The sequence below is a fragment of the Tessaracoccus rhinocerotis genome (genome assembly GCF_007197885.1).
Taxonomy (GTDB): Bacteria; Actinomycetota; Actinomycetes; order Propionibacteriales; family Propionibacteriaceae; genus Arachnia; species Arachnia rhinocerotis.
Genome location: NZ_VKKG01000002.1, coordinates 564,104 through 579,562 on the forward strand (window position 1 = coordinate 564,104; position 15,459 = coordinate 579,562).

The following is a 15,459-nucleotide window of genomic DNA, read 5'->3' on the forward strand; positions in this document are numbered from 1 at the left end:
CCATGCCCACCGGAGGAACCGTGAACCAGAGCGTCGTGGCCATCGGCAATTTCGACGGAGTGCACCGAGGGCACCGCAAGGTGCTGACCGAGGCCGTCGGCGACGGCTCCCTGCCGTTGGTCGTGATCACGTTCTGGCCGCATCCCGTCAGCGTGCTCCGCCCGGAAATGGCGCCCAGGATGCTGACCGACCTCCCGCACCGGATCGAGTTGCTGAAGCAGGCCGGCGCCCACGAGGTGCGCGTCATCAACTTCACCCCCGCCGTCTCGGCACTCAGCCCCGCCGAGTTCGTCGAGACCTACCTGTTGCCGCTCTCGCCCGCGCGCGTCGTCGTCGGGGACAACTTCCGCTTCGGAAGGGGAGCCAGGGGCGACGTGGGCACCCTCGAGGAGCTGGGCCGGGAACACGGCTTCGAGGTGGTCCCGCTGTCGCTCGAGTCCGTCGGGGAGTCGGTCACCTGCTCAAGCCTGATCCGCACCTCGCTCGAGGAGGGCGACGTCACCGAGGCGCTCGTCCATCTCGGGAGGCCGTTCACCTTCCGCGGCGTGGTGGTGATGGGAGACCAGCGGGGACGTGAACTCGGGTTCCCCACGGCCAACCTGAGCGTCGGCGATGACATGGCGGTGCCGGCCGACGGCGTCTACGCGGGCTGGTTGACCGCGGAGGACGGCCTGCGGAGGGCTGCGGCGATCTCCGTCGGCTCGAACCCCACCTTCGACGGCGTGGACCGGCGGGTTGAGAGCTACGTCATCGACGAGACGGACCTGGAGCTGTACGGGGTGGAGGTCGTCGTCGAGTTCGTGGCCCGACTGCGCGGCCAGGTGAAGTACACCGGAGTGGAGGCGCTGGTGGAGCAGATGAAGCTGGACGTCCAGCGGGCCCGGGAGATCCTCGGCCTGTCCTGAGGGTGCCTCAGCGCGCCGTCAGGGACTTCTTGTAGATGGCGTAGTACTGGCTGGCCTCCGACTCGTCGGAGACCTGCGGCACGTCCGGCGCCTCGACGAACTGGTGCTCGCCCGTGGGGTGGTACTCCAGCGACACGTAGAGGGGGACTGCCTTCTCGTTGTTTGGGTCCACCGCCAGGTAGACGGCGGTGTGGCCGGCATCACGAGCCCTGTCCTCGATCCAGCGCGAGAGCGCACGGCCCGCACCCTTGCGGCGGGCGCCGGGCACGACGTACATGTTGCGCAGCTCGGGTGCCATCTCCGAGTCCAGGTCCAGCAGCGCCGAACCGATCGGCTCGTCCCCGTCGAAGGCCACCGCGAACAGGAGGTGCCCGGCAGCCTGCGCCTGGAAGTGCTTGTCGACGAGGTTGAGGTCGGGCCTGGCCTGGATCTCACGGAGGGCGGGCAGGTCGGCTTCCTCGGCACGACGGACGACGATGGCCATTGCTGCTCCTGAGTTCTCCGGGTACGGATCGGTGGTGAAGTCCACACTAGCGCCAAGGAGCCCGGTCACGCCGCCCCGGCCGCCGGTTGGGGCAGCGGGCGTCGAGGTGATAGTGTTGTCAGGTTGCCGTTTGATCGGCCACGGCCCAGTAAGAGCTCCGACAGCACCCGCGACCGGAGCGCCGTGCAGCGACCGAGAGGATCCCGAGATGGATGCCGAGCTGAAGAAGAAGATCATCGAAGAGTACGCGACCACCCCGGGTGACACCGGATCGCCGGACGTGCAGATCGCCCTGCTGACCTCCAGGATCGCTCACCTCACCGAGCACCTGAAGGAGCACAAGGGGGACCACCACAGCCGTCGCGGCCTGATGCTGATGGTCGGCCAGCGCCGCCGCCTGCTCAACTACGTCGCCAAGGCCGACGTTGAGCACTACCGCGAGCTGATCGCCCGTCTGGGTCTGCGTCGCTGATCGCAATCCACAAACCCAAGAATCCCGGCAGGCCAGTTCCCGAAGATCGGGGACTGGCCTCCGGCGCGCTCACGCTAGGCTGAGAGCGCACGACCACAACTGAATACCGAACCGTACCCAGTGCTGTCCGCCGCGCGGTCCCATCTGGTCCTCGGTAGTGGTCTTCGGGTGCGATTCGATCGCCCCCGCGGGCCTCGATCGAAGGCCGGTGGACGTGACGGTCCCCACCCTGCGCGGGTGGGCGGCAGCGCACACCACCCGAAAGGAGCCTGTCCATGGAAGGACCGGGTCTCGAATTCTCTGAAGCCGTCATCGACAACGGCGCACACGGCAAGCACACCATCCGCTTCGAGGCGGGGCTGCTCGCCCAGCAGGCCGACGGCTCTGCCGCCGTCTACCTCGACGGCGACACCATGCTGCTCGCCGCCACCACCGCCGCGAAGACCCCTCGCGACGCCATCGACTTCTTCCCCCTGACGGTCGACGTCGAGGAGCGCATGTACGCCGCGGGCCGGATCCCCGGCTCGTTCTTCCGTCGTGAGGGACGCCCCGGCGAGGCCGCGATCCTGACCGCCAGGCTGATCGACCGTCCGCTGCGCCCGGCCTTCGTCAAGGGCCTGCGCAACGAGGTCCAGGTCGTCGTCAACGTCCTGTCGCTCAACCCCAACGTCCTCTACGACGTCGTCGCCATCAACGCGGCCTCCATGTCCACCCAGATCGCCGGACTCCCGTTCTCGGGTCCGATCGGCGGCGTGCGCGTGGCCCTCATCGACGACCAGTGGGTCGCCTTCCCCTCCGTCGAGCAGACCGCCGAAGCAACCTTCCAGATGGTCGTTGCGGGCCGCGTGCTCGCCGACGGCGACGTGGCCATCATGATGGTAGAGGCCGGCGGCACCGACGCGACGTGGGAGAACGTCCGTGGCGGCAGCGCCGCCCCGACCGAGGAGATCGTCGGCCAGGGCCTGGAGGCGGCCAAGCCGTTCATCAAGATCCTGTGTGACGCCCAGTCCGAGCTGGCCGCCAAGCTGCCGCGCGAGACCTTCGACTTCCCCGTCTTCCGCGACTACGAGGACGACGTCTTCGCAGCCGTCGAGGAGCTCGCCTCCGCCCGCGTGGCCGAGGCCATGACGATCGTGGGCAAGCAGGAGCGCGACGAGGCAACCCATGGCATCCGTCAGGACGTCACCGAGCAGCTCACCGACAAGTTCCCCGAGCGCCTCAACGAGGTTTCCGCGGCGCTGAAGGCGCTGACCAAGAAGATCGTGCGCCACCGCACCCTCACCGAGGGCGTCCGCATCGACGGCCGTGGTCCCCGCGACATCCGGACGCTGTCCGCCGAGGTCGCAGTGATCCCGCGCGTGCACGGCTCCGCACTGTTCCAGCGTGGCGAGACCCAGATCCTGGGTGTCTCGACGCTGAACATGCTTGACATGGAGCAGCGGATCGACTCCCTCGGTCCGGAGAGCACCAAGCGCTACATGCACAACTACAACTTCCCGCCGTACTCGACCGGCGAGACCGGCCGCGTCGGCTCCCCGAAGCGTCGCGAGATCGGGCACGGCGCACTCGCCGAGCGCGCCCTCACCCCGGTGCTGCCCCGCCGCGAGGAGTTCCCCTACGCCATCCGTCAGGTCTCCGAGGCGCTCGGCTCCAACGGCTCCACCTCCATGGGATCGGTCTGCGCCTCGACGCTGTCCCTGCTCAACGCAGGTGTGCCGCTGAAGGCCGCAGTGGCCGGCATCGCGATGGGCCTCATGAGCGAGGACGTCGACGGGGGGACCAAGTACGTCGCCCTCACCGACATCCTGGGAGCCGAGGACGCCCTCGGCGACATGGACTTCAAGGTCGCCGGTACCAAGGACTTCATCACGGCCCTCCAGTTGGACACCAAGCTCGACGGCATCCCGTCCTCCGAGCTCTCCAAGGCCCTGCTGCAGGCCCGCGAGGCACGCCACACCCTGCTCGAGGTGATGGGGGAGGCCATCGACGTCCCCGACGAGATGAGCCCCTACGCGCCGCGAATCATCTCGGTGCGCATCCCGGTTGACAAGATCGGCGAGGTGATTGGTCCCAAGGGCAAGGTCATCAACCAGATCCAGGACGACACCGGCGCCAACATCTCCATCGAGGACGACGGCACCATCTACGTGGGTGCCACCACCGGCGAGTCCGCCGATGCTGCCATGGCCATGATCAACGCGATCGCCAACCCGACCATGCCTGAGAAGGGCGAGCGGTACCTCGGTACCGTTGTGAAGATCACCACCTTCGGTGCCTTCATCTCGCTGTTGCCCGGCAAGGATGGCCTGCTGCACATCTCCAAGCTTCGCGACCTCGCCGGTGGCAGGCGCGTGGAGAACGTGGAGGACGTCGTCAGCGTCGGCCAGAAGCTCCAGGTGGAGATCTCCGAGATCGACGACCGCGGCAAGCTCTCCCTCATCCCCGTCGTCGAGGGCGGCGACGAGGAGTCCCCCGAGGACGAGTGACCTGAACCGCTGAACCACGACGAGGCGGGCCATCCCAACAGGGGTGGCCCGCCTCTCGTTGCGCCCGGGACGTGACAAGGTGGTCACCATGAGCCAGTACGCGACCAGCCCGAGGCCGGACGACCACCATCCCCTGGGCGGCCACGGCGGACCGCAGCCCGGTCCGGGCATGTACCAGGTGCAGCCTCCCTCCGCCGGCCACGGGGACAACCCCGCTGGTCGGGCGGCGCTGGCGATGGCCGCAGTCACCGTTGTGGTCCAGGTGATCGGCCAGGTCGTGTTCCACTCGTTCCTGGGAACCGGACAGCTGTCCGTGGGGGGAGTTGTCAGCAGCTGGTTCGGCATCGGCGCGACGGTCTTCGCGCTCCTGGCCCTGGTCCTCGGGATCATCGGCCTGCGGAAGCCCGGTGCGGCCAGGGGAGCAGCCGGCGTCGGTCTCGGCGTGGGAGCCTACGTCTTGGTGACGGGCGTCGTGGGGCTCGTCGCGAACCTACTGCACTACCTCTGAGACGTCCCCCGGGGCGACCCGCCGCGCAGCTCGACCAGAGCGGCTGCGAGTCCGGGGGAGATGCTCTCGACGTCGGCAAGCACCGCTGCCACGGCCGCGGAGCCGCCGCCCTGCGCAGCCTGTTGTTCCAGTCCGAGTGCGATTCCCGGCAGCAGCGGACGCGGATCGTCCCACTGGTTGCACAGCCGCAGCGCACCGAGGAAGCGTTCGCCGGGCTGGAGCTTGCGCTCGGGGTCGCGTCCCACCCTTTCCACCGTGTCGTGGAGGGCGGTGTTCGCGAATCTCGCCAGAAGGTCCTCCGCGTGGGCGATCAGTTCCTCCTGGGGCTGGCCGTACTTGCGGGCCAGTGCGCGCGCGGGGGCGTGCATCGCGGCCCGGACCTGCTCCAGGATGTCGGGGTCTGAGATCGCCGGAGCGATCTCGCAATGGCCCGCGCGGGCACCGAGGTACGCGGTGGCGCAGTGGCCCTGGTTGTGGACGTAGAGCTTCCGTTCGGTGAAGAACGCGAAGTCGAGCTCCGGGTTCCCGAGCAGTTCCGGGACGTCGGGCACGGGCGCGCGGCAGGCGGCGACGTCGAACGGGAGCTTGCGGTAGGGCTCGACGGCCACCAGGGCAGGGTGCTCCCGGCGCTGCGACTCGGTGGGCACCGGGATCATGCGGCCGATGGAGCACTCCACCACGCCCACGTTGGCCAGCACGGTTGCCGCCTCTGCTCCCAGGGTACCGAGCTCCGTGGAGAGCAGGCCACGCACGAGCTTGGCGCCCTCGTGCAGGTTCTCCGCGAGGTAGACGTCCATGGGTCCGCCGTCGACGGCGGCGCGGTCCGCGAGGCCCGCCGCGAGCGCCGGGGCCACCCTGGGCAGGTTCCGTGCCCCGACGCTGGTGAACACGGCGTCGGCCTCGGAGACGGCGCGTCGCACCGCCGCCTGGTCCTGGGCGGGGACTGCCGTGCAGCCGGTCACGTACTTGCGCACGGTGCCCGCGCTGGCGACGGTGTCGTGGGGGTAGGAGCCGGACCTCAGGACGGCCACGAGCTCGGGGTCGGCGTCGACGAACGTGACTCGCCACCCGGCGTCGGAGAACAGCTCGCCGATGAAGCCCCGGCCCACGGCGCCGGCGCCGAAGACGACGACGTTGTTCCCGCGGCTCATGCCGCGTCCGGGGCGGAGGGTGCGGGGGGCCGGCACCAAGCTGCCCGCAGGTCCCCGGTGAGGGTGGCTGGGGTGGCGTGCGGGACGACCAGCGTGTCCCCGCGACCCACCTCGATGGAGCCGGTTGCCCAGTCCAGCGTCCCGCCGCCCTCCAGCACCACCACGACGGCGAAGCCCTGCTCGAGGGCCCCGGCGCTGACCCAGTGCGCCCGGAAGTACGGTGCGGCAGCCTCCGGCATCGCCGAGCCGGCGCCACCCCGCACGACGAGGTCCTCGATCTCCTCGGTCGTGCGGACCCGCAGGTCGGTGGCCTGCAGCGCCAGGTCGAAGCCCAGACCCAGCTCCTTCGGAGCCTCCGGGTCCAGGGCGAAGCCCTCCCACTCGAGCAGGATCGACAGGTCCTCCGGCTCCTGCACCTCGACGAGCAGGATGCCCTCGCCGATGGCGTGGGGGAAGCCGGACGGGACGAACACGGCGTCACCGGCCTCCACGGCGACGGGGTGCAGGGCGTCGAGCAGGGTCTCGGTGTCCTGCTCCGCGACCAGCCGGGCCAGTTCCTCGGGGGACACCTCCCTGCGGAGCCCGAGGTGGACCGTTCCCGGGCGCAGCACCAGCCAGGCCTCGGTCTTGCCGTGGGCGCGGCCGAGATGCCGGCCTGCGAACGCGCCGTCGGGGTGGATGTGGACGGGCAGGCGCTGCCCCGCGTCGAGCAGCTTGGTGAGAAGCTTCGTGTCGGAGCCCCACCTTTGGGCGTGCTCGGCCCCGAGCCAGCCGACGGGGTCCGTCGCGACGGCGTCGCGGAGGTACTGGCCGGATCCGAGGCGCGTCAGCCCCAGGCTCTGTTCACCGAACAGGCACGTGGTGGAGGCGACCCAGTCCTCCGGGGTGTTGCCGCCGTCATGGGACTCGCCCCGGAACTCTGCGATGCGTGCCCCACCCGTGTAGAAGCGGTCGGCCGGCTGGTTGGCGGGCAGGATGATGGGTTCCAGCGTCATGGTTCTCCTCAGTGAGTTCTCAGGGTGGTCGGGATGACCACGTTCTCCACGGGGCGGCTCGGTTCGGCCACCCGCCTGAACAGGAGGCGGGCCGCGGCGCGGCCCATCTCGCGGTCGTCATGGTCGATGGCCACGACGGGGAAGGGGAGGGTGCGGCTCAGCGGGAACTCGTCGAACACGACGATCGCCACGTCCAGCCCGCGTTGGTGGATCTCGGCGGCGGCCCCGATCGCCGAGACGTTGTTGGCGCAGAAGATGGCGTCGGGTGGCTCCGCGACCGAGAGGAGCTGTGCCGCGGCGGCGCGGGCCTCGGGTTCGGTGTGGATGCCCGTCAGGACGTGGCCCTGCCCGAAGGCCAGCCCGCCCTCGGTCAGCGCCTCGGTGGCACCGGCCACTCGCAGTGGCATCGTGGCGAGGGCGTCGGAGTCGCTGAGGGCGGCGAAGCGGCGCCGCCCCATGCGGATCGCGGCGGCGACGGCCCCCCTCGCGGCCCGGTGGTTGTCGAAGGAGACGGTGTCCACGGTGAGTCCGTCGAGCCTCTCGTCGACGGCGACCACGGGGGTGCCCATCGCTACCTCGGCCGCGATGGTGGCGTCGGTGCCCCGGGTGGGGGTGATGAGCAGGCCGCCGGGACGCTGCGCGAACACGGCCTCGGCCAGTTCCGCCTGCCGCTGGGGTGAGCCCTCGGAACTGCAGGTGATGAGCAGGCAGTGGTGCTCCTCGGCCTCGTCGGCGGCACCGGCGGCCACCGTCGAGTAGAACGGGTTGGTCATGTCGCGGATGATCATGCCCACCATGGAGGAGCGACCCGAGCGCATCGTCGCGGCGCCGCGGTGCGGACGGTAGCCGAGGCGTTTCGCAGCCGCGAGCACGTCCTCGCGCATCCTCGCATCCACGGTCGGGACCCCGTTCATCACCCGCGACACGGTCTTCAGGCTCACGCCCGCGTCGCGTGCGACGTCGGTGATGGTGGCTCGTTTGGGCGGCGTCCTCATGCGAGCGGGACCTGCCTGAGGTGCCGTCCGACGGTGGTGCGTGCGAACGTGCCTGCCTCCTGCGGTGCCAGCCCGCGGGTGAGTGCGTGCAGCAGCCCCCCTGTGAGGGCGTCGCCGGCGCCGACGGTGGTGGCGGGGTTGGGCACGTGCTCGGCGGGGAACCAGAGCCGCTGGTCCGCCCACTGGCGCGCCAGTGGGGCCAGGACGCGGCCCCCCGCGGCCAGCCGCTCCTCGGAGGCCGTGCGCAGCACGAAGCCGAGGCTGCCCGCCGAGAGGCTCACCACTGCAGCACCCCACCCGAGCAACCTGTCGGCGGTGTCCTCGAGTGCCTCCCGGCTGGCTTTTCGGTGCACTCCCAATGCGCTGCAGACGTCGTCCCAGCTGGGGGAGCAGACGTCCACGTGGGGCAGCGTCCGCTCGAACCACGCCTGCCAGTCCACCCGGGAGGCGACGGACCCGTCGCTGACGTGGGCCAGGTCGAGGGAGGTCGTGATGCCCCGGCCGCGGGCGCCGGTGAAGGCGGCGGCCATCACAGTCGGGTCGGTGCAGGTCAGCGGTAGCAATGAGGGGTAACCGAGATGGAGCAGGTCGGGTGCGATGCCGTCGAGGTCGAGTTCGCGCGGGTCGAAGCTGGCGTTGGAGCCCTCGTGCTGCCAGAAGGTCCGGTCGTGGGAGCCGTGCTCGACCACGATGCTGTAGGACGACGCGAACGGGGAGGTGGTCCAGTGCAGCACCGCGCCCCGATCGTCGAGCTGCTGCCGGCAGATGTGGCCCAACTCGTCGTCGCCCATCGTCACGGCCACCTCGACGTCGGCGCCGAGGGCCTGCAGGGTGCCTGAGCTGTTGGGGGCGGAGCCACCCACCTTGAACTTGAGCGGGCCCACAGAGTAGAGGATCCCGGGCTCCATGCCGGGGGAGGTTCCCGGCAGTTCGGGTGTGATGTCGATGCAGCAGTGACCCGCGACCAGAACCTTCATCGTGACGCTCCTTCGTTGCCTCTTCGCAGCCGTGTAACGGAATCATCTCATCAATACCCAATTCTAGACAACGTTGTCCCGATGTCTTACTGTTGAGCCCTGCTCAACGAGGAGAACGCGTGCCGGCGCTCGTGGAGCAAACCCCCATCCGGCATCACAACACGGAGGAACAACATGAAGTTCACCGCACGGAAGGCCCTCGTGGCCGCCGCAGCCGCCGTCACCCTCCTCGCCTCGGCGTGCACCACGGGTGACGAGAACAACACCACCCCCGGTGAGGGAGGCGACGGTACGGTCGAGAAGGTCGGCCTGATGTTGCAGGACATCTCGAACCCCTTCTTCGCAGCCATGCAGACCTCGATGACCGAGCTCGCCGAGTCCGAGGGCTTCGAGATCAACGTCCAGGACGGACGCCAGGACCTCGCCGCACAGAACGACCAGATCGACGCCTTCATCCAGCAGGGGATGGACCTCATCCTGCTGAACGCGGTCGACAGCGAGGGCATCGCCTCCGCGGTGGCCCGCGCCCAGGCCGCCGGCATCGTCGTCGTGGCAGTGGACGTGGACGCCGCCGGCGCTGACGCCGCGGTCACCACCGACAACGTCGAGGCCGGCCGCCAGTCGTGCCAGGCCCTGATCGACCAGATCGGCGGCGCGGGCAACATCCTGATCGTGGAGGGCACGCCCACCACCGCACCGCAGGAGCGCGTCGAGGGCTGCCACGAGGTCCTCGAGGAGAACCCGGACGTCACAGTGCTGGCCAGCCAGGCCGGCAACAACGACCGTGCCTCCGGCCTGGAGCTCACCACCGACATGCTGACCGCCAACGCGGACGTCGACGGCATCTTCGCCATCAACGACCCCCAGGCCCTCGGTGCCGACCTCGCGGTCCAGCAGGCCGGCCGTGACGGCATCGTCATCACCGGCGTCGACGGATCCCCCGAGGCCGTGACCGCGCTGAACGACGAGAACTCCAACTTCTGGGCCACCCCTGCCCAGGACCCCGCCGGCATGGCTGAGAAGGCCTACGAGGTCGGTGTCGAGATCATCGGCGGCAACGCCCCCGAGGAGCGCGTCACCCTGCTGAACCCGACGCTCATCGACCGCGACAACGTCGGCGAGTACGCCGGCTGGTGATCCGGTAAGTCCCGACGGAAGGAAGGATCTCTCATGAGTGAAGTCGCCACGCAGGCGCCCCTGTTGGAAGTGAGGGGTGTCAGCAAACGGTTCGGGGCCACCCAGGCCCTCAACGACGTGAGCTTCGACCTGAGACCAGGTGAAGTACACGCCCTGATGGGTGAGAACGGTGCCGGCAAGTCGACACTCATGAAGATCATCTCCGGCAACTACGCCCCGGACACGGGCTCCATCCACATGTTGGGGGAGCAGGTGGTCATGGCGTCGCCGCGCGACGCCATGACCGCCGGTGTCGGGATCATCCACCAGGAGCTCAACACGTTCCCGGAGATGACCGTCGCCGAGAACCTCGCCGTGGGCAACGAACCCAACCGGGCCGGCGTGCTCAACCGCCGGCAGATGCTGGTGGACGCCCGCGACAAGCTCGACCACGTCGGCGCCACCGGCATCAACCCGAAGACGCCGATCGGCCGGTTGAGCGTCGGCATGCAACAGATGGTGGAGATCGCGCGGGCCATGGCGGAGGACGTCAAGGTCCTGGTCCTGGACGAGCCCACCGCGGCGCTCTCGACGAGCGAGTCCAACCAGCTCTTCGAGTTGATCCGCGAGATGCGCGAGCGCGGGATGGGACTCATCTACATCTCCCACCGCATGGAGGAGGTCTGGCACCTGGCCGACAGGGTGACCGTCTTCCGGGACGGCAACCTCGTCGGTACCCGAGACATGCGCGCGACCGGACCCGACGCCGTCCGGCCCAACGACATCGTGAAGATGATGGTGGGCCGCGACGTCGACGACCTCTACGGCCACGAGCGCCACGAGCTCGGCGACGTCCGCCTCGAGGTCGAGGAGCTCACCGACGGTGCAGACATCGGGCCGGTCTCCTTCAGCGTGCGCGGCGGTGAGATCGTCTCGATGGTGGGCCTGATCGGCGCAGGGCGCACCGAGGTGGGGCGACTCCTGTACGGGGCGGACCGGGCGGCCTCCGGCACCGTGAAGCTCGACGGCGAGGTCCTGCGGGTCCGTGGCCCCAAGGAGGCCATCGCCAAGGGCATCGGCATGCTGCCCGAGAGCCGCAAGGACCAGGCGCTCTTCCTCGAGATGTCGGTCCGGGACAACACCGCGATGTCCACCCTCTCGGACTACTCGTCCGGCGGGGTGCTGAAATTCCGCAAGATGCGCTCGAAGGTCGCGGCGATCTTCGACTCCCTGGCGGTCAAGACCGCCTCCCAGGCCACGGAGTCGCGCAGCCTCTCCGGAGGCAACCAGCAGAAGCTCGTGCTCGGCCGCCTGATGCTCGAGCGGCCCTCGCTCATGATCCTCGACGAACCCACGCGAGGCGTGGACATCGGCGCCAAGAGCGAGATCTACCGGATCATCAAGGAGATCGCACAGGCCGGCACCGCCGTGCTCGTGATCTCCTCGGACCTGCCCGAAGCACTCGGAATCAGCGACCGCCTCCTCGTCATGCGCGAGGGTCGCCTGGTCGCCGAGCTCGACGCCTCCTCCGCGACGGAGGAGGGCGTCATGGAACACGCAACCGGCGTCTACGCCGACGACACCACAAGGAACGACGCATGACCACCAACACCGCTGCAGCAACCAACGTGTCCCCGAAGGCGCGCAACGCAATGGCAAACCTGGGCTACTGGTGGGACAAGGTCGGGATCTTCGCCGTCCTGATCCTGCTCTGCGCCTTCATGGCCGTCATGGCCCCGAGCTTCCTCAGCATCGACAACGGGCTCAACGTCGCCCGCTCGGTCTCCATCAACGCCATCCTGGCCGCCGGCATGACCATGATCATCATCACTGCCGGCATCGACCTCTCCGTGGGGTCGATCCTCGCGGTCTCCGGCGTGGCCGGCGTGCTGCTGTTCGTCTCGGGCACCCCGTCGATCCTGGCCGTCCTGGGCGGCATCCTCGTCGGGGCATTCGCGGGCTTCATCAACGGCGCTTTCGTCGCGTGGCTCGCGCTGCCGGCCTTCATCGTGACCCTGGGTTCGATGACGTACCTGCGAGGCATCGCCTACTCCCTGCTCGAGGGCCAGCCCCTGATCGCCTCCGACCTGGGCTACCGCGGCATCGGAAACGGCGCGGTCGCCGGCATCCCGACACCGGTGGTGGTGATGGTCGTGGTCTACGTCGTGTTCTGGTTCATCCTCGAGCGCACCACCTTCGGGCGCCACGTCTACGCCGTCGGCGGCAACATCGAGGCCGCCCGTCTGGCGGGCATCAACGTCAAGCGTGTCCTGGCCTGGGTCTACACCATCGCCGGCGCCGCTGCCGGACTGGCGGGCATCATCTTCTCGGCTCGCGTGCTCTCGGCACAGCCCACCGCGGGTGAGAGCTACGAGCTCGACGCGATCGCGGCCGTGGTGCTGGGCGGCACGTCGCTGATGGGTGGCCGCGGCCGCATCCTGGGCACGCTCGTCGGCGCGCTCATCATCGGTGTCCTCTCCAACGGCCTGGTGCTGATGAACGTGCCGTTCTTCTACCAGCTCATCGTCAAGGGCCTGGTCATCGTGCTCGCTGTCGCGATCGACAGCCTCCGTCGTCTCAGCAAGTCCGGCACCTGAGTCGGATTTGTTTCTGACATCCCCTAATCTGGTGCCATGACTCTCGTAGCTGGAATCGACTCCTCAACCCAGTCGTCCAAGGTCCTCGTGTGCGACGCCGCGACCGGCGCCGTCGTGCGCGAGGGCCGGGCGAAGCACCCGGACGGCACAGAGGTGGCGCCCGCAGCCTGGTGGACCGCGCTGCAGCAGGCCATCGCAGAGGCCGGCGGCCTCGACGACGTGGAGGCGGTGAGCGTCTCCGGCCAGCAGCACGGCATGGTCTGCCTCGACTCAGCCGGGGACGTGGTCCGGGACGCCCTGCTGTGGAACGACACCCGTTCCGGCCGCGCCGCAGGCGAGCTCGTCGTCGAGCTGGGCGACGGCGACGTCGTCGCGGGACGCAGGGCGTGGGCGGAGCGGATCGGAAGCGTGCCCGTCGCCTCCCTCACCGTGACCAAGCTGCGCTGGCTCGCCGATGCCGAACCGGAGAACCTCGACAGGGTGGCGGCCGTGTGCCTGCCGCACGACTGGATCACCTGGAAGCTCTCGGGCTCCACCGACCTGGCGGACCTGGCCACCGACCGCTCCGACGCCTCCGGCACGGGCTACTTCGACTCGGCCGCCAACTCCTACCTGCCCGAACTGCTGGAGCTCGCGCTGCGACGCGACCCCTCGGCGATCCGCCTGCCGCGGGTCGCCGCCCCCAACGAGGTCGTGGGACGCCTCGGCGGCTCCGGCGCGGCACTCGGTCCCGGCTGCGGGGACAACGCGGGCGCCGCCCTCGGCCTCGGGCTGGCGCCGGGCATGACCTCCGTCTCCCTCGGGACCTCCGGCGTGGTCGGGGTGGTCAGCGACACCCCGGTGAAGGATGCCAGCGGTCTGGTTGCGGGCTTCGCCGACGCCACCGGGCGGTACCTGCCGCTCGCGGTGACCCTCAACGGCGCCCAGATCCTCGACGCCGCCGCCCGGGTCCTGGGCGTCGACCACGACGAACTCGCGCGGCTCGCGCTGGCGGCGGTCCCCGACGCGGGGGGAGCGGTGCTCGTGCCCTACTTCGGTGGCGAGCGCACCCCGAACCTGCCGGACGCGAACGCCGCCCTGCACGGCCTGACCTACGCGAACTTCTCGCGCGAGAACCTGGCCCGGGCGGCCTTCAACGGCCTGCTCACGTTGCTGGCCGAGGGCATGGAAGCGATCCGTGTCCACGGGGTGGACATCAACGAGGTGGTCCTCACCGGCGGAGCCGCCCGCTCCGCAGCCGTGCAGGCGCTCGCTCCCGTCATCTTCGGCACTGACGTGGTCGTGCCCACCCCCGGCGAGTACGTGGCCCGTGGCGCAGCGCGCCAGGCAGCCTGGGTCCTTGCCGGTGGGGACACGCCGCCGCACTGGGAGGCAGAGGGTGCCCAGCGCCTGGTCGCGGAGCACGACCCGTCGATCCTGGCGCGGTACCGTGAGTTCCGGCAGTGGTCCGAGTAGGACAGCAGGCGAAGCGAGAGGCGACAAATCATGGGTGACATCCCGGTCGGGGTCCTTGGAATCGGCGGCAAGATGGGCAGCGAGGTGGGCCGCGCGGTCGAGGAGGCCGACGGGATGGTGCTCGTCGGTGGCGTGGATGTCGACGGCAACAGGGCGGACCTGGCCAAGGCGAGGGTCGTTGTCGACTTCACCCACCCCGACGCCGTCATGGACAACATCGAGTGGGCATTCGCCAACGGCATCCACCTCGTCGTCGGAACCACCGGGTTCGACGCTGAACGCCTCGCCCGCGTGCGTGCCCTCTGCGCCGAACACCCGCAGGTCGGCATCCTGATCGCGTCCAACTTCTCCATCGGCGCTGTCCTGATGATGAAGTTCGCGGCCCTGGCGGCGCCCTTCTACCCGAGCGTCGAGATCGTCGAACTGCACCACCCGGGCAAGGCGGAGGCGCCCTCTGGCACCGCCACCACCACGGCACAGAAACTCGCCGCGGCCCGGGCGGCCGCGGACATGGGTCCCGTGCCCGATGCCACGGTCCACGACGGTGGCGCCCGCGGTGCCGTGGTGGATGGCATCCACGTGCACGGGGTCCGGCTGCAGGGCCTCGTGGCGCACCAGGAGGTCCTGCTGGGCGCGGCGGGGGAGACGCTCACCATCCGTCATGACAGCTTCGACCGGGCGAGCTTCATGCCCGGCGTGGTGGCTGGTATCCGTCACGTCGACTCGGACCCCGGCCTGACGGAGGGCATCGAGGGCGTGCTGGGGATCTGACCCGAGGTCAGTCCTTCTTGATGTCGGTGTGCATCCGCAGCAGCTTCAGCGCGCCGGCGTCGTCGCCCTCCTCCGGCCCCACTTCGCGGTGGGCGCCGTCGGTGGCCCAGCCGCACTCGACGAGGAACTGGCGCTTCTCGTCGGCGTCGCTGGGCAGCCAGATCGTGGCCACCTCGTAGCCGTCGGCCCGCAGGGTGTCCACGGCGGCGTTGATCAGGCGCGAGCTGTGCCCCGCCTCGACCGAGTCCTCGTCCACCACGAACTCCGCGATCAGGCCGTCGGTGGGCGCGGCATCCGGGTCGTTGCTCGGGCCGGTGACCGCGAAGCCGACGATCATGCCAGAGGCCTGTGCGACCAGGACACGCAGGTGGGCCAGCGGGGGTTTCGTGATCGCCTCGTGCCAGGCGCGGACCGTCTCGTCGGCGCTGATCTCGCCGAGCGCGCGGGCCATGACCGGGTTCGCACCCCAGGCCCTGCGCTGGAGTCGGGCGACGTCCACGGCCTCTGCGGGCATGGCGAGACGGACGGAATCTGGAACTGGCATGGG

15 protein-coding genes are annotated in these 15,459 nt (G+C 69.6%); 9 read left to right on the forward strand and 6 right to left on the reverse strand.

From position 1 onward, the window contains the following. Positions 1–2 precede the first annotated feature (2 nt). Positions 3–905, forward strand: a complete 903-nt coding sequence (locus tag FOJ82_RS07765) for a bifunctional riboflavin kinase/FAD synthetase (RefSeq protein WP_143937880.1) — start codon at positions 3–5, stop codon at positions 903–905. 7 nt (positions 906–912) lie between these two features. Here FOJ82_RS07765 and FOJ82_RS07770 read toward each other — a convergent pair whose 3' ends face one another. Then, positions 913–1,389, reverse strand: coding sequence for a GNAT family N-acetyltransferase (locus FOJ82_RS07770; RefSeq protein WP_185975675.1), 477 nt, complete (start codon positions 1,387–1,389; stop codon positions 913–915). A 208-nt stretch (positions 1,390–1,597) separates the two neighbouring features. Here FOJ82_RS07770 and rpsO point away from each other — a divergent pair, with 208 nt between their 5' ends. The 3 genes from rpsO to FOJ82_RS07785 all read left to right on the forward strand — a co-directional run bounded on the left by rpsO (position 1,598) and on the right by FOJ82_RS07785 (position 4,855). Beyond that, positions 1,598–1,861, forward strand: a complete 264-nt coding sequence (gene rpsO / locus FOJ82_RS07775; protein ID WP_143937882.1) for a 30S ribosomal protein S15 — start codon at positions 1,598–1,600, stop codon at positions 1,859–1,861. Positions 1,862–2,136: 275 nt separating this feature from the next. Beyond that, positions 2,137–4,347, forward strand: coding sequence for a polyribonucleotide nucleotidyltransferase (locus FOJ82_RS07780; RefSeq protein ID WP_143937883.1), 2,211 nt, complete (start codon positions 2,137–2,139; stop codon positions 4,345–4,347). 88 nt (positions 4,348–4,435) lie between these two features. Continuing rightward, entirely contained in the window at positions 4,436–4,855 is a 420-nt protein-coding gene (locus tag FOJ82_RS07785) for a hypothetical protein (RefSeq protein ID WP_143937884.1), read from the forward strand. On the opposite strand, the gene FOJ82_RS07790 is transcribed toward FOJ82_RS07785, so the two are convergent. Genes FOJ82_RS07790 through FOJ82_RS07805 form a run of 4 tightly spaced genes read right to left on the reverse strand, consistent with a single transcriptional unit; the run spans position 4,846 to position 8,973 of the window. Further along, positions 4,846–6,006, reverse strand: coding sequence for a mannitol dehydrogenase family protein (locus tag FOJ82_RS07790; RefSeq protein ID WP_143937885.1), 1,161 nt, complete (start codon positions 6,004–6,006; stop codon positions 4,846–4,848). The genes FOJ82_RS07785 and FOJ82_RS07790 overlap by 10 nt on opposite strands. Beyond that, positions 6,003–7,001, reverse strand: coding sequence for a class I mannose-6-phosphate isomerase (locus FOJ82_RS07795; RefSeq protein WP_143937886.1), 999 nt, complete (start codon positions 6,999–7,001; stop codon positions 6,003–6,005). The genes FOJ82_RS07790 and FOJ82_RS07795 overlap by 4 nt, the downstream gene beginning before the upstream one ends. Before the next feature lie 8 nt (positions 7,002–7,009). After that, positions 7,010–7,996 carry a LacI family DNA-binding transcriptional regulator gene (locus FOJ82_RS07800; RefSeq protein ID WP_143937887.1) on the reverse strand — a complete coding sequence of 329 codons (987 nt, stop codon included), beginning with the start codon at positions 7,994–7,996 and terminating at the stop codon, positions 7,010–7,012. Beyond that, entirely contained in the window at positions 7,993–8,973 is a 981-nt protein-coding gene (locus tag FOJ82_RS07805) for a carbohydrate kinase family protein (RefSeq protein ID WP_143937888.1), read from the reverse strand. Before FOJ82_RS07805 ends, FOJ82_RS07800 begins: the two co-directional genes overlap by 4 nt. A 174-nt stretch (positions 8,974–9,147) precedes the next feature. On the opposite strand from FOJ82_RS07805, the gene FOJ82_RS07810 reads away from it, so the two are divergent. Genes FOJ82_RS07810 through dapB form a run of 5 tightly spaced genes read left to right on the forward strand, consistent with a single transcriptional unit; the run spans position 9,148 to position 14,912 of the window. Next, entirely contained in the window at positions 9,148–10,110 is a 963-nt protein-coding gene (locus tag FOJ82_RS07810; RefSeq protein WP_143937889.1) for a substrate-binding domain-containing protein, read from the forward strand. 33 nt (positions 10,111–10,143) lie between these two features. After that, positions 10,144–11,691, forward strand: a complete 1,548-nt coding sequence (locus tag FOJ82_RS07815; RefSeq protein ID WP_143937890.1) for a sugar ABC transporter ATP-binding protein — start codon at positions 10,144–10,146, stop codon at positions 11,689–11,691. After that, on the forward strand, positions 11,688–12,686 hold the full coding sequence (locus FOJ82_RS07820) for an ABC transporter permease (RefSeq protein WP_143937891.1): 999 nt from the start codon (positions 11,688–11,690) through the stop codon (positions 12,684–12,686). Before FOJ82_RS07815 ends, FOJ82_RS07820 begins: the two co-directional genes overlap by 4 nt. Before the next feature lie 36 nt (positions 12,687–12,722). Next, positions 12,723–14,141 carry a xylulokinase gene (locus FOJ82_RS07825; protein WP_143937892.1) on the forward strand — a complete coding sequence of 473 codons (1,419 nt, stop codon included), beginning with the start codon at positions 12,723–12,725 and terminating at the stop codon, positions 14,139–14,141. 30 nt (positions 14,142–14,171) lie between these two features. Further along, the gene (gene dapB, locus FOJ82_RS07830) at positions 14,172–14,912 is read left to right on the forward strand and encodes a 4-hydroxy-tetrahydrodipicolinate reductase (protein WP_143937893.1); all 741 of its coding nucleotides are present in this window, start codon (positions 14,172–14,174) and stop codon (positions 14,910–14,912) included. A 7-nt stretch (positions 14,913–14,919) separates the two neighbouring features. Here the strand turns inward: dapB and FOJ82_RS07835 are convergent, their stop codons facing one another. Then, positions 14,920–15,456, reverse strand: a complete 537-nt coding sequence (locus FOJ82_RS07835) for a GNAT family N-acetyltransferase (RefSeq protein WP_143937894.1) — start codon at positions 15,454–15,456, stop codon at positions 14,920–14,922. Between the last annotated feature and the right edge of the window lie 3 nt (positions 15,457–15,459).